This window comes from Mesorhizobium sp. P2_D1, assembly GCF_056404455.1.
This window is the reverse complement of record NZ_JBFUDZ010000008.1, coordinates 132,484-145,781: the sequence shown is the minus strand read 5'-3', so window position 1 is coordinate 145,781 and position 13,298 is coordinate 132,484. Positions and strand designations below refer to the sequence as shown.

Below are 13,298 nucleotides of genomic sequence, written 5' to 3'. Positions count from 1 at the left end.
CTATTTCACAGGGGGAGAAGATTGCGCCAAACGCCTCGCCAACCTTTGCCGCGAGCACCTTTCATCTGGCCCAGCGAGCGTCCTTGAGTTCGCGTCGGGTTATGGCCGCGTCGCGCGTTATGCGATGCACGTTCTGCCGGACGCAGCATGGGTTTCCAGCGACGTTCACCCAAATGCCGTCGAATTCCTATCAAACAAGATCGGCGTCAGGGCACACCTCTCGTCGACAAAACCGGAGGACTGGAGCATCGACGACGAGTTTGATGTTGTCTTCGCCCTATCGTTTTTTTCGCACATGCCAGACGCCACCTTCGCGCCGTGGCTTTCTCGCGTTTTCACGRCGGTGAAGCCGGGGGGTATCTTGATTTTCACAACGCACGGAGCCGTCACTCTCCGAAACATGAGAGCCGGGGGTTTGCCTGCGCAATTTGATGGCACCGGATTCTATTGGAACTCGAAAAGCGATCAGCGCGATCTGGACGCTCGCGACTATGGAACAAGCGCCGTTTCCCTTGGTTATGTTCAAAAAGCAGTGTCCGACGTCGAAGGGGTCGAGTTGATCCGCTTCCAGCAGGCGTTTTGGTGGGGGCACCAAGACCTTTATGTCGTCCGCAAGCTCGATCAATAAGCTTGCTGTACGAACGATATGTCGCATGAGGAAAGCGACTATGCGAAATTAGAAGTAATACTATGTAGTAAATATTTTTTGCGAGCAGTTATTGCTGTGGCGTCTGGGTATGAAACCGTATTTATGTTGACCGACGCGAAGCCGGCTCGAATTGGAAATGTCCAAGCGTCGGCCCCAAACTCGGTGTGCACAATGAAGTCATACCCGCCTTGGTTCGAATCCCCATGGTAACTTGGCGGAAGCCCTTCTCTGTCGCGCGTCAAACGACCGACAATCGTTGGGACAGTATAACATAGGCATCCATCATCTGAGAGAACGCGCCCGCATTCCCTCAGAGCTTCAATCGGAAATGGCACGTGTTCCAGCGTATCGGAATGAACGACGAGATCAAACCGATCGTCCTCATAGGGCATGGACTGCATATCTACCGAGGGGTAGTCGGCACGGATATACAGTGGGAGAACCGAAAGTGTCTCAGACAATGACGAGCCGTTGATATCGAGAATGCGGAGACGGCGCGCTTCACTTGTATTGACAAACTCGACCAAAGTGTTGGGGGTGGATACGGCTTCGCGAATTGCATTGGCTAAAGCAATCCCCCTTAGATTCGAGCCGCAATGCGTGCATTGCGTGCCTTGCTGCCGGTCGATATAGGCAACCTCGGCGGACGATAAATTCCACTCAGCGATCAGCCGAGGCCAAAGAACTTTGCTGTCCCGAAACTCATCATTCCCGCAAACTGTGCACACCAACAAAGGGATCCTCCATAAGGCACGGACTCAGGGCAATTCGCACAGAGGGCGAGAGGAATAATAGTAGCAGTTCGCCGCTGGACCAGCCTATCGCCATCATGCACAGCCTGGTTTCGAAACTCTCCAATTGTCTGGGTGTGGTTCATGCCCCGGGATAGGTGTAGGTGGTGACCGTGCCCGCGCGGCATCCGATCTGTCGAATCCAATGGTGCTTCGGTACGAAATCGCCATGCACTGCGCCAGCAAATCAATTATTTTCTTGCTGCGGTGGACCTGATTCCGCCCAGCTCGGGTTATCGCGAGGCAACTCCCAAGCGGCGCCGGCCAAGTTGCCGAACTCAATTCGCAGATAGCCCGTCGTCACAGGGGAGCGCGGCGCTGGTTCGGGAAGGAATTCAGGCCAAGTCCTGCGTATTGACTTCAATCCATCCATTTGCGATCCGGAAGGACAAATGGGCGAAACCGATCGGCGCGCAATGGTATTTTCCGACCAGGCATTTCTCTTCCTTTACCTGCCGATCACGCTCCTGCTAGGTTCGATCCTTAATCGAACGAGATTGTTCCCGCCGTTTATCTTTCTATCAAGCCTAATCTTCTTCTACTGGTCTTCTGGCCTTTACGTTCTGCTGTTGCTCTTCAGCATTGTGCTGAATTTCGCGGGCGCGATCGCGGTGGAGCGCTGGCATCACAAACTAGTGGTCACCGCCGTCGTCACACTGAACGTGTTGGTCCTCTGTTATTACAAGTATACGGCCTTCCTTCTTGGTTCCGTCGGATTTTTCGGGTCCGAGAGTCTGCAACACTTCGCGCAAACCATCATTCTCCCGATAGGGATCTCGTTTTTCACGTTCCAGGGCATCTCCTATGTGATCGACGTGTGGCGTGGCGAGGTAAAGGCTGAGCGCAACGTGGTGTTGTTTGGCGCCTACAAGGCCTTCTTCCCGCAGCTGATTGCCGGCCCGATCGTACGGTATCGGGACGTCGAGAAGGACTTCCACCATCCTGATCTCAATGAGGATATCTTTGCGGCAGGGGCCGGTCGGTTCATGGTCGGCCTTTGCAAAAAGGTCCTTATCGCGGACAGCGTCGCGGGCGTCGCGGACGCGTCCTTTGCCCTTGCCGGCGCGGAGCAAACCTTTGCCTCTGCCTGGCTCGGGGCAATCGCCTATTCGATCCAGATCTATTTCGACTTTTCGGGCTATTCGGACATGGCGATCGGCCTCGCCATGATGTTCGGAATCCGGTTCAAGGAGAACTTCAACCACCCCTACGCCGCGTCTACGATCACCGAGTTTTGGCGTCGCTGGCACATCTCGCTGTCGAGCTGGTTCCGCGACTACCTCTATATCCCTCTGGGCGGAAACAGGGCGGGCCCGGTGCGAACTTACGCAAACCTGATGATCGTGTTCCTTGCGACCGGGATATGGCATGGGGCGGCATGGACGTTCGTCCTGTGGGGCGCATACCACGGAATTTTTCTTATTGCGGAACGCCTGATCCTTGGAGGAAGGGCGTTTTCATCACAGGTCGTTCGGATGATCTATTTCTTTCCCGTCGTGATTTTCGGATGGGTCCTGTTCCGCGCAAACGACCTGTCGGTCTTCGCCAACCATGCACGCGCCATGCTGTTGCCGCTGGCAGACGGGGCGTTCGCGTTGCCCGGGTCGATGGACCTCGCGCTTTCGCCCCAGGGCAAAGTTGCTATGCTGTTGGCCTGCCTCCTCATGGTCATCCAGGGGCAGGTAAGGCCCTTGGGTGTGGTCGTAGCCGGAGCRRCGGGCAGTGCCGCGTGCTTCGCCCGGCTTGTCTTCGTCAGCGTCGCAGCAGTCATCTGCGCGATATACATCGTACCTCAGGCCTTCTCACCGTTCCTCTATTTCAGGTTCTGAGTATGAAATTGGCGAATCTCGCAACCATCGGAGCCTTCGCAGTCTTTCTCGCAGCGCCCGTCGGCAGCCTCGTAACGATGGGACTCGACCCGGCCGCCGAAAGAGCGATCACCTTGACCGAACTCAAGTCGGCAAAACTGCTGACGCCAAATGACGAGAAGTACCGGAACGACGTAGCCAGAAGGCTTGTTAGCAATTCTCCAGTCGGAATGGACGCCATCCGCGCGAAGAATGCCCTGGACGTCAAGGTGTTCGGCTTCGTCAATACATCCCAAGTCATCTCCGGCGCGGATGGATGGCTGTTTTACAAGCCTGGGTTCCAGAACGGCGCATGTATGTCAGAGCACGATATTGGCGTCATGCTGGGGCATGTTGAAGCGTTGCGAATGATAGCGAAGGGGATCGGCATAGACTTTCGTATGTCGGTCTCGCCCGACAAGGAGGTTGTGTATCCCGAGAAACTTGGGCCTGCCGCTGCAGCCGCTGCCGGCTGCAAGATCCAGTCATCGCGTTTGTGGCGCCGCATCGCAAAGACCAGCAAATCGAGCATAATAGACCATTTCGATGTGATGGGTCACGACGTAACCGATGACCTGCTCTACTTCAGAACGGATACTCACTGGAACGAGCTTGGGAAACTCAAAGCCGTCAGGCAACTCGTCTTCGAGTTGACCGGCAGAAAAGTGGACGGCCCGATCCTCGCAAGCGGTCAAGTCATGCACGCCACCGACATGCCAAACAGGCTGCTGAGAATCGACCACGAGGAAGCCGAAGAAACTTATGACGACTACGTATCTCGAACATTTCCTGATGATAGCAATCAAAGGATCGCAGATACGTTTATACTTCACGACTCATTTTATGGCGTAAGCTATGATTTGTTAAAGCATGTCTTCCTGAATCCCCTTTTTCTATCCTACGGGAACGAGAATATCGAACTGGAAGTTCGCAATGCATTGGCGAAATTCCCGAAGCATGTCCTGGTGAACACTGTCGAGCGGAACATGCTGTCCAAAATTCTCCACGGTGAGATGTCCTGGACAGGGGTGCTCGGCAAGGCGTTCCTGGACGCCAACGCAAAGGCCGCTGGCGGCTGCAAAATGTCGGACGCTGCCACAGATGGGCTGAAATTCGAGAACCTTGGCAAACAGCCGTCGGGCGATTTCACCGCGGGAGTCGATCCCCAGATCCTCGTGCGATTGGCTGAGCATGGCAGGCCTTGCGTGCGGATCTCGTTCGAAACTGCTGTAAGACAGAACACCTATGTCTATTTACCGATCAAAGACCAGGTCAATCAGAACGGGCCATACTTCGAAGGGTTCTCGTTGATGCTCACGGACGCGCCGGGGGCGCGCGACTTCTGGCTTGTATTGCCGGAGGATTTTGCCGGCATGACGCTGAGGGTTGATCCGATCTACTCCACCGGAACGCTATCTCACCTTAGAATACAAACCGGGGCACTCCCCTCATTCTCGCCTGCATCGAACATGTGAGCACGCCTCGCCTGTTACCAACTCGTGCCGGGCGCGCGCAAACCAGCGGTATCGAATCCGGCCTTGCGCGCAACAAACGGCATCAAGCGCTCGACCGCATGGAGGACGGTGCCGTCGTAAGGAACGGGCTCCGATGGGTAATCATTCCAATCGAGACCCAGTTCGCGCAGCGGAAGCAATACCTTTGGTCGGCACCAGAACATGGTTCCCAGCGGGAAATCGAAAAAGTCCGCCAGCGGCATGGCGATGCCTATCCGTCTCGCCAAATCTTCAGCGATCTCCCTGTTGTCGTTCCAGCCGACGAGGTGTGGATCCTCCGCCATCAAAAGACCTATCGCCGGTTTCGATGCGAAGACTTCGGCAGCCAGATCGAGCATCGCGTGTTCGCCACCAACCAGGTTCTCCCAAAGGAAGTGGCGCCATGCGTCGCCCATAGCCGCGTCCGTGCCCACGCTCCTCTTGGCGTGTACATGGCCGATCAGGTCGTAGCGGCCATCAAGCAGCCGTGGCAGGAATTCAGTAAGAAGCGGTCCGACATCGCGCCCCCTGTTGGGAACGATTGCCATTTCAACGGAACCGTGGTGGTCGTCAAACACCGCTCGAAGATGTCTGGCTTTGGCTTCGGTGTCCGTGGACAGGAACAGATCGCAGCGCGTGCGGTTACACTTGAGCCGGAAGGCCAGATCATCAGCCAGATCTTCATAGTAAAAATGGGCATGAAGGGCCACACGCTGCTCCGACGGCCGGTCAGTGCCGTTGACGGGATTGAAAACGTCCCGGGACCAGGGGCCGGGGGGGCGCCCGGCGCGGAGCCAGTGGGCTACGGGATGGGCTTTCCCCGGTCCGCACTCATCTGGATTGGCTTGTGCATAGCTTTGCGGATTGAAGCCTGCACAAGGACGACGGAACTGTGGGTTGGCTGTCGAACCGGCCGAAAGGCCCATGATGCTCCATTGCTGGAGTATGCGCCGCCCGGCTTCCAACTCGGCAATTGGCGCGGTACCTGGAGGAAGAACCATTTCGAGATCGACAGCAGCGGCCGCCATCAGGGTGGCAAGGTCCCCGTCATGAAGTGCTGCCGCAGATGTTTTGCCCCACTCATCGATTTGTTGAACATAGGCACTCATGTTGTAGGCCGCACGTCCTACTCGCGCCACTTCCGCCCCCAAGGCCTTTGCCTTGTCGCGGTCGTCCGCCAGCCCGCACAAGATGGCGGCTGCGGCATGGGTATCGAGGTGAGGTGCAATGAGAGGACGTGTTGCAGCGTCGGCCCCTAAGATTTCCGCCGTTCCACAGGCTCCCTGGAAGCACACGGTCGGTAYCCCACGCACAACCGTATCGATGGCTACGTTTGGCTGGGGATCAAGGCGGGAACTGAGAAAGAAGGCGTCTGCAACGGCATATGCGGGCTCCAAATCCRATACCGGATCAAGCATCACCAAGCTATCTCCCAGATCCGACTGGGCTATCTGGTAGGCGAGATACGCGGAGTAGCCACTATCATTCTCCGGATCGTACCCATCACCGATCCAGACAAATCGAAAGCGAACATCCGGTCGCAGTCGTTTCGCCGTGGCGGCAGCGCTTATGAAAAGATCAACGCCTTTACGAATGTGCACCATGCCGGCGCCAAGCACGAGAAAGGAAGCTTCCTCACCTTCGGGCCGCAAACGAAGGAGGAACTCGTTGCGTTTTTTGTCAGCCGGCTCATCGGTTGAGGACGCTGGCGGCGGATCGCTGCGCCCCTGAGCCATGATATGAATTCCGGGGCGCCTTTCGAGGCCAGGAAAGGCATCGTACGAAGACTGCGCGACGATCTCGGCTGGAAATACGACATGCTGCGCCCAGTCATAAACATTACGCATCTTGGCTACGGGGCGCGTATAGGCGGCAAACTCATGCACCAAAGCGACGCTCGGCACTCCACAAGACGCCAAGGCAGGCACCATGATCTGCGTCTCTATGCTGTTGGCGATGGCATAAAGTGGCCTGAATTCCTCTGTGATCCGCTTGGCCAGCCGGGCCGCATCCACAGGGTTCCAGTCCTCCCATGTCAACGGACCGACGGACGAGGCGGCAATGGCGATGAAGTCGCTTTCCAGTTCTCCACCGCGCATCATCAGGGAAACCAGCGTTGCCCCTTTCGCGAGTTCCCGGGCAAGGTTCCAGCCCAGCATCGGCGCGCCGGTCCTCGAAACCTCATGCGAAATCAGAAGCACAACCGGCTTTTCGGACTGCGGCAAGGGCGAAAACTCTAGCCTATCGACGACGGAAACTCCTCGCCGACCTTCGCGCCTGCCATCGTGCTGGTAATGCAGTAAAGGCGAAACCCCGACGCTCGTGACGTCCGGATAACGTTCCCGATAATAAGCCGAATCAAAAAGAGGCGATGCGCGCCAGCCCATCGGCTCACCGACCACTGCATAGTGCAACGCTGGGTCCATACCGGCCGGCAAACGGTCAGCGTAGAATTCAGCATCGAAGCACGGCGACCGTCGGAAGGCTGCAGCAAGTTCTTCGGCTTCATGTTTGTTCGCGGGCAGCGGTTCCCCTAGAGCCGAAAGTTCCAGCCAGACATAAGCAGGCGGCTTGAACATCCCTGCCGTCTCGTAGAAGGGACGCAAGAAATCGCCGTCGAATCGCGCATTTGGCTCCAATCCAATCCGCCAGCCGATTTCGGCATAGTGCCCCACTGGATCCCGCAGTTCCGGCCGGCCAAGGGAGGAGCGATAATAGTCGGCATCTACGAACCCCGTCATTTCCAGCAAAGCGACGAATTCACGGCGAATTTCATCAGCCATTACGCTCTCGCGACTATTCATTGTGTGCGTCCCGGTCCAAGGACACGATTACGGACAAAGGTGCGGAGGGGGCGAGGAAAGAGCCGCGACGCGCCAAGGATCCCAAAGCGTCTTAGAATGGCCTCGAGGCGGTGGCGCAGGCCCAAGTAGCGTTGCTCCCATTCGGCAGCCTTGCGCTCCAACTCCGCAATCCGGCCTTCGCATTCAGCATTTCGCTGTCGCAGTTCCTTGGCCTCGAAATCTTGTCTGAGACGCGATTCAGTGAGGAGGTTTGCGTGGCCCCGGAACGACGTTCTCAACATGTCCCGCTGCACGCCTGCAACGGCAAGTTCGGAGCTTACTTGCGTCAACTCGGATCGCAGTTCGTCAATGACACTACGGTTTCCCGACTGAACCAAAGCCAAAGCGGCTTCCGCATTCTGGGCCCGTTCGACTTGAGCTTTGATGGTTTCACTAGCCGTTTCTATTTCGCGGCGGAAACCGGAAGCCAGTAACTCCGTCTGCTCCATGTGACTGCGAAGCTCAGCCTGAGCGGCATGGCTTCCAGACTGGGCCAATGCCAAAGCGGCTTCCGCTTTTTCGGCCCGTTCGACTTGAGCTTTGATGGTTTCACCAGCGGTTTCAATTTCGCGGCGGAGACCAGAAGCCAGCAATTCCGTCTGCTCCACGTAATTGCGAAGCTCCCCGTGAGCGGCAGCGGCACTCGCTGCTCGCGCCAGGATTTCACCGATCTCGCTTGTTTCGATGAACAACGAATTGGGAATAGTTGGAAGTCCTGATTGGGACGCAATCGCAATATTGTAAGGCGGTCGAGGCAAGCCATGACTGACCTCGTAATGCGTCTCTCCTCGTCGCTCGAACGTTAGCGTTCTCGATATTCCAGCCTCGTCGTCTGCGATAAGCGTTGATCCGAGCAGCGGTCTTTGAAGGAGTATCAAGACATTGCGGAATGCCCCCTTCAGAAGGGCCTCGAACTCCACACGCGACAGCTCGTGCACATGATAGGGATTGGCAGGGCTTCCGAGTGGGGAATAGACGTCTCGTTCAGGAGACGAAAGGACGAGAAAACCGGTTGGCCGCAAAACGCGCTGAACCTCTGCGACAAACAGATCATGTTCAAAAAAATGTTCAAGCGTTTCGAACGATACGACCACGTCGACACTCGCATCTCCCAAAGGCAACTTGCGAGCGTCTCCTTGCTGATAGCGAAGGTTGGGAGCGACATAGCTGCCCTGGGCGTGCGCTACCGCCTCCTCGGACAACTCGATGCCAACAACCGATCGCGCGACCTGGGCCAGGAGAGCGGAGCCGTAGCCCTCGCCTGAGGCGACATCGACAACATCAAGGTCGCGGCAAAGAGCCCGGGCAAGAAAATAGCGATGAAGATGCTCGATCTCCACCTGACCCGCCGTAGCGGTTGTCAGCCGTTCGCCGGTCCACTCAAGTGCTTGCCGCGGCAGGACCCGTTCGAATATTTCTCCCATTTGATTGTCGCCAATTCCTCTCACTGGTCCAATCTGCCGCGCCCTACCGCTGACCTGTCACGATGGATTACGCTACCACCTAGATCAGCGAGTGTTTGGCTCAAGCCTTCAGAAAAAGAGAGAGTAGGTCGCCATCCCAGCGCCTCCCGAATGAGCGAAATATCGAGCACGCTCACTGGAACATCGAATTTCCGACCGCGCTCATAGCGAACGTCCAGTCTTTGGGAGAGTTTTGATTCAAGTTCGGCAATGACACCGTTAAGGCTGAYTCCCTCGCCGCTGCCGATATTGAAAACCTGATGGCCGTCGAGCGGTGCTGCGCGTGCCAGTGTAACCAGGCCTGCTGCGGCATCGGAGATGTGAATGAAATCACGCACGACTTCGCCATCGCCCCAGACGATTATTGGCCGTTGCGACAACGCGCGGTGCAGGAACGTCGTTACCACGCCTTGGCCTTTAGCCAAATTCTGCCCTGCTCCAAAAGGATTGGCCAGACGCGCCACACGACAATCGAGCCCGTAGAGAGCTCGATAGGTGCCCAGATACAGTTCAACAGCGGCTTTGCCAGCACCGTAGGCGGTAATCGGGTTTAGACGGTGATCTTCATGCACCGGAACGCGCAGCAGTTTGCCATAAACCGTACCGCCGGACGAAGCGAAGATCAGCCTTGGCGCCTGCGCCCCTTTTTTCCGAAGCGCATCCAGCAAACCCAGCGTCGGCGCGACATTGGTCGACAGATCAAGGGTGGGATCGTTGTTGGCGCTGGCAGGGACGGATGACCATGCATAATGGTGAATGACGGTGAACCCGTCGATCAAGCTATCCCATTGCGCGTTGGCAAGATCGAAACTGCGCCATGCGACTCGCTCGTCAAGTGCAGGAGTAAATGTCGGCTTCGAAAGCGAGCGCCCGGCCAAAACGACCTCACACCCGCTTTGCACCAGGATTGCAGCAACATGTCGGCCAATGAAGCCGCTTCCACCGAGAATCAGATGTCGTTCGACGATGTCCGATTTTTCTGTTTTGGATGACATCCGGATATGCTCGGCCGCTCCCGAATATGGTTAACTGCGGTTGTGGGAATCAGAATAGCGAACCGCAATTCCCAAGTAGGTCCGTACTCTGACTTCGCGAGTGCGTCAAAGCTTATCGGGTTGACGGAAGGATGTGTTGCTATTGCGCTCAGCACTTGTTCGGCTGGGTCGTAGATGACAACTTTTGCCGGCTACCAGCCAGAGCATGCGCCGGGGCGGAAACGCCGGATTAAGTGCATCGCCTGCACCGTCCTCGCGCGCAAGTTGTTCATGGTTTACTTGTTCATAATTTAGTAATGTAGATGCTAGGTGCTTCGCGTGCTATGCCGTCAGCGGTTATGGAGAGYGGCGATTTCGCGCAAAAATGAAAAACCTGGACCGACAGGACCGTGCTGCTTTCAGCGGCTTCGCTGCGACACTGCATGAAATGGTGTCGCTGAACCTCCATGAGAACGACGGGATGTTTCAAGGGAACGGCCGGCACTACCTAACCTGCGGGGGATCAGCGCTGAACGTTATCGCCGCGGCGGTCGGCCTGGCTGGAATAGAGCCAAAAGAAATCCTCGATTTCGGGGCTGGCGCCGGACGCGTCACCCGTTGGCTGCGGGCTGCTTACGCGAGCGCCGAGATTTCGGCGACAGACACGCGCGTTGAGGATCTCGAATTCTGTGCACGCGAGTTTGGTGCTCGGACGTGGCTGTCTGGCACCGATGTGGACGGCCTCGACGCTCCCTCGCAGTACGACCTGATCTGGGTCGGTTCGGTTTTGACGCACCTGTCCGCCAACATATCCGAGCGTCTGGTCAGGAAGCTGCTTTCATGGCTGCGATCAGACGGCGTCCTTATCGTCAGCCTGCATGGGCGTTTTGTCCATTTCCGAGGCCCCCAGTTCAACTACTATGGCGTCGCCTCTGGGTGGGAGGAAATCGAGAGGCAGTATCTTGCAGAAGGCTATGGCTACGCCGACTATCCTGGTCAGGACAGATATGGAATCTCGCTCTCGAAGCCAAGTTGGGCCAGTTCGCTGGCGGAACGGCTAGAGGGCACTCGCCTGGTCCTGATGAGTGAACGAGCGTGGGATAATCATCATGATATTCTTGCGCTGCAAAATCGACCGGTGACCGCGCCGCTGTCCGTTCGAACCAGCCAGGCAAGTTGATGCGAGCGAGTATGGGCGGACAAATACATCCGAAGGCGTTGATCTTTCCGCTCACTGGACTGCGGTTCTTCGCCGCCTTTGCCATTGTACTCCACCACATCCAGGGGAGTTTCGGTGTATCGCCCACTGTGTTTCAAGGCTGGAACCTCGCCAATGGCGTCACCGTTTTCTTTGTCTTATCAGGGTTCGTACTGACCTATTCCTATCCTGCTCTCAATAAGCCGGGCGAAACACGTCAGTTCTATATCGGCAGAATTGCCAGGATTTTTCCGGCTCATCTGGTGACGTTGCTGGCGGCAGTCGCGTTGGGCGTGCCATTTGCGGCTCCGTATTTCCTCGCAAATGCCTTGTTGCTGCAAAGCTGGTTTCCAACCGGCGACTATTTTTTCAGCTACAATGCGGTCAGCTGGAGCATCTCTACCGAGATGTCTTTTTATCTCGCCTTCCCGTTTCTGATCCGCAATTTCGAATCGACATGGCCTTGGAAACTCGCCGCATGCTTTGTCGCCTCTTCGGCGATGGGTCTCCTTGCCTGGCAACTCGGGCTGCCTTTTTACAGTGGCGGAAAAGATGCTGTCATCCAGGGCATCGTGATGGTCAACCCGGTCGCAAGGGTCTTCGAATTCTGCCTCGGCATGACGGCGGCGTTGCTGTGGACGCGCTTCCGCGACCGTCTTGCCCATCTTCGCTTTGGCACATGGGCGGCGATCGAGTTGATCGGCGTCCTGCTGCTGATTTGGGGATCTGGCTGGATCAACGCGATCCTGCAGCCCGTCATGCGCTCTGGTGCTATGCAGTATTGGACGGCCCAGACACTTTCCCCTGTCGTTCCGGCGGCCCTGCTGCTCATTATTCTCGCATCGAGCACCGGGCCGTTGGCGAAGGTGCTCGCCTGCCGCCCCGTGAGGTTCCTTGGCGAGATTTCGTTCGCCATTTACCTGACACACCAACTCGTCATCAGATTTTTTGTCATGCACCCACAGATCTTGGAAGGGGTGTCGCAGCGGACGGCGATTGGGGTCTTTCTGATTACGGTTCTCGCCGCATCAACCGCACTGCATCTGGCCGAGGTTCCAGCCAGAAGGATGATTGTGGGATTGTTCGGTCGCACCCTAAGGACGAACGCCGTGACCGTCGACGACCATTCTTTGATCAACCAGAGCCAAACTTAGAGTAAGTTTGTCTTGTCATCGTGACCATGACGCCGACGAGATCTTCGTCACTCTGCCTGGCGCTTCACGTTGAAGGGCGGATGGATTTATCGGCAGAGAAGTCGAGCCGATCAGATTCTTGATTTTTCGTAATTGGTTTGGGGTAGTGGCTGCGCCGTTGTTCGTTGTGATTTAATTTAAATTAGTAGCCCGTGGGCGGAAATCTACCTGAAAAGTTGGCGCATTGGGAGGTGATAGGACTTTCCATTGTTCGCCGCTTCAAGTATACTTATCCGGTTGCCATATCGAACGCCCGTCATGATGCCAAACCAGCGAGGAGGAAGGCATGTTTCGGATCGCGTCTCTTGCGACTTTCAACGCTGCGCTTGCCCTTTTCGCCATGGTGTCAGTGCCGCCATCGCAGGCCGAACCATGTGGCACCGTCCACAAACTGACCCGCCAGCCGCTGAGTGACCAGACTTTCTGGCTGCTCGCTGAGCATGAGGGCAAGGCCTTCGTCGACCAGCGCACATGCCTTGTCGCCAGGCTGGACAGGGTTGATCAGCCGCTCACGCTGAGCGATGCGATGGGGCACTGTGCTACCCTCGGACAAGGCGGTCCGAACGGCGACATGGGTTGGCAGCTTCCGACGATGGCGGAGCTGACGAGCCTCGATTCGGCGGACTGGCCTAGGCAGCACGACGCGTTCGCGGAATACAAGCTGCCGCCACTCGCGCGCAGCGAAACCGATTATTGGACCCGCACTGAATGGCCGGGGGCGGCAGGCTCCTTCGCGGTCGTCACGTTCAGCGCACGCACGACTGTGGTGCATCCGCTTGAAGCGACCCAGAAGGCCGGGGTATGGTGCGTCTTCGGGGTGCCGGCCACAGGCGTGGAGTAGACGCTC

Annotated in this window: 10 protein-coding genes; 6 read left to right on the top strand and 4 right to left on the bottom strand. The window is 56.8% G+C overall.

Features of this window, described 5'->3' with window-relative positions; genetic code table 11:
* A partial coding sequence (locus AC1D0I_RS09430) for a class I SAM-dependent methyltransferase (RefSeq protein WP_477394610.1) occupies positions 1-628 on the top strand: 628 nt, incomplete at its 5' end.
* A 38-nt stretch (positions 629-666) separates the two neighbouring features.
* On the opposite strand, the gene AC1D0I_RS09425 is transcribed toward AC1D0I_RS09430, so the two are convergent.
* Positions 667-1,377: a class I SAM-dependent methyltransferase gene (locus AC1D0I_RS09425; protein WP_477394612.1), complete on the bottom strand. Its 711-nt coding sequence runs from the start codon at positions 1,375-1,377 to the stop codon at positions 667-669.
* Positions 1,378-1,832: 455 nt separating this feature from the next.
* Here AC1D0I_RS09425 and AC1D0I_RS09420 point away from each other — a divergent pair, with 455 nt between their 5' ends.
* Entirely contained in the window at positions 1,833-3,269 is a 1,437-nt protein-coding gene (locus tag AC1D0I_RS09420; RefSeq protein ID WP_477394608.1) for an MBOAT family O-acyltransferase, read from the top strand.
* A gap of 2 nt (positions 3,270-3,271) precedes the next feature.
* Positions 3,272-4,762 carry an alginate O-acetyltransferase AlgX-related protein gene (locus AC1D0I_RS09415; RefSeq protein WP_477394606.1) on the top strand — a complete coding sequence of 497 codons (1,491 nt, stop codon included), beginning with the start codon at positions 3,272-3,274 and terminating at the stop codon, positions 4,760-4,762.
* Between the two features lie 14 nt (positions 4,763-4,776).
* Here AC1D0I_RS09415 and AC1D0I_RS09410 read toward each other — a convergent pair whose 3' ends face one another.
* Genes AC1D0I_RS09410 through AC1D0I_RS09400 form a run of 3 tightly spaced genes read right to left on the bottom strand, consistent with a single transcriptional unit; the run spans position 4,777 to position 10,081 of the window.
* Positions 4,777-7,563: a rhamnan synthesis F family protein gene (locus AC1D0I_RS09410; RefSeq protein WP_477394604.1), complete on the bottom strand. Its 2,787-nt coding sequence runs from the start codon at positions 7,561-7,563 to the stop codon at positions 4,777-4,779.
* A gap of 17 nt (positions 7,564-7,580) precedes the next feature.
* Positions 7,581-9,047 carry a class I SAM-dependent methyltransferase gene (locus AC1D0I_RS09405; RefSeq protein ID WP_477394602.1) on the bottom strand — a complete coding sequence of 489 codons (1,467 nt, stop codon included), beginning with the start codon at positions 9,045-9,047 and terminating at the stop codon, positions 7,581-7,583.
* Between the two features lie 20 nt (positions 9,048-9,067).
* On the bottom strand, positions 9,068-10,081 hold the full coding sequence (locus AC1D0I_RS09400; RefSeq protein ID WP_477394600.1) for an NAD-dependent epimerase/dehydratase family protein: 1,014 nt from the start codon (positions 10,079-10,081) through the stop codon (positions 9,068-9,070).
* 364 nt (positions 10,082-10,445) lie between these two features.
* Here AC1D0I_RS09400 and AC1D0I_RS09395 point away from each other — a divergent pair, with 364 nt between their 5' ends.
* The 3 genes from AC1D0I_RS09395 (at position 10,446) to AC1D0I_RS09385 (ending at position 13,292) form a co-directional block, all read left to right on the top strand.
* Positions 10,446-11,240 (top strand): class I SAM-dependent methyltransferase, encoded by a 795-nt coding sequence (locus tag AC1D0I_RS09395; protein ID WP_477394598.1) that lies wholly within the window; start codon positions 10,446-10,448, stop codon positions 11,238-11,240.
* 11 nt (positions 11,241-11,251) lie between these two features.
* Positions 11,252-12,412 (top strand): acyltransferase family protein, encoded by a 1,161-nt coding sequence (locus AC1D0I_RS09390; RefSeq protein ID WP_477394597.1) that lies wholly within the window; start codon positions 11,252-11,254, stop codon positions 12,410-12,412.
* Between the two features lie 325 nt (positions 12,413-12,737).
* Positions 12,738-13,292 carry an Lcl domain-containing protein gene (locus tag AC1D0I_RS09385; RefSeq protein ID WP_477394595.1) on the top strand — a complete coding sequence of 185 codons (555 nt, stop codon included), beginning with the start codon at positions 12,738-12,740 and terminating at the stop codon, positions 13,290-13,292.
* Positions 13,293-13,298: the final 6 nt, after the last annotated feature.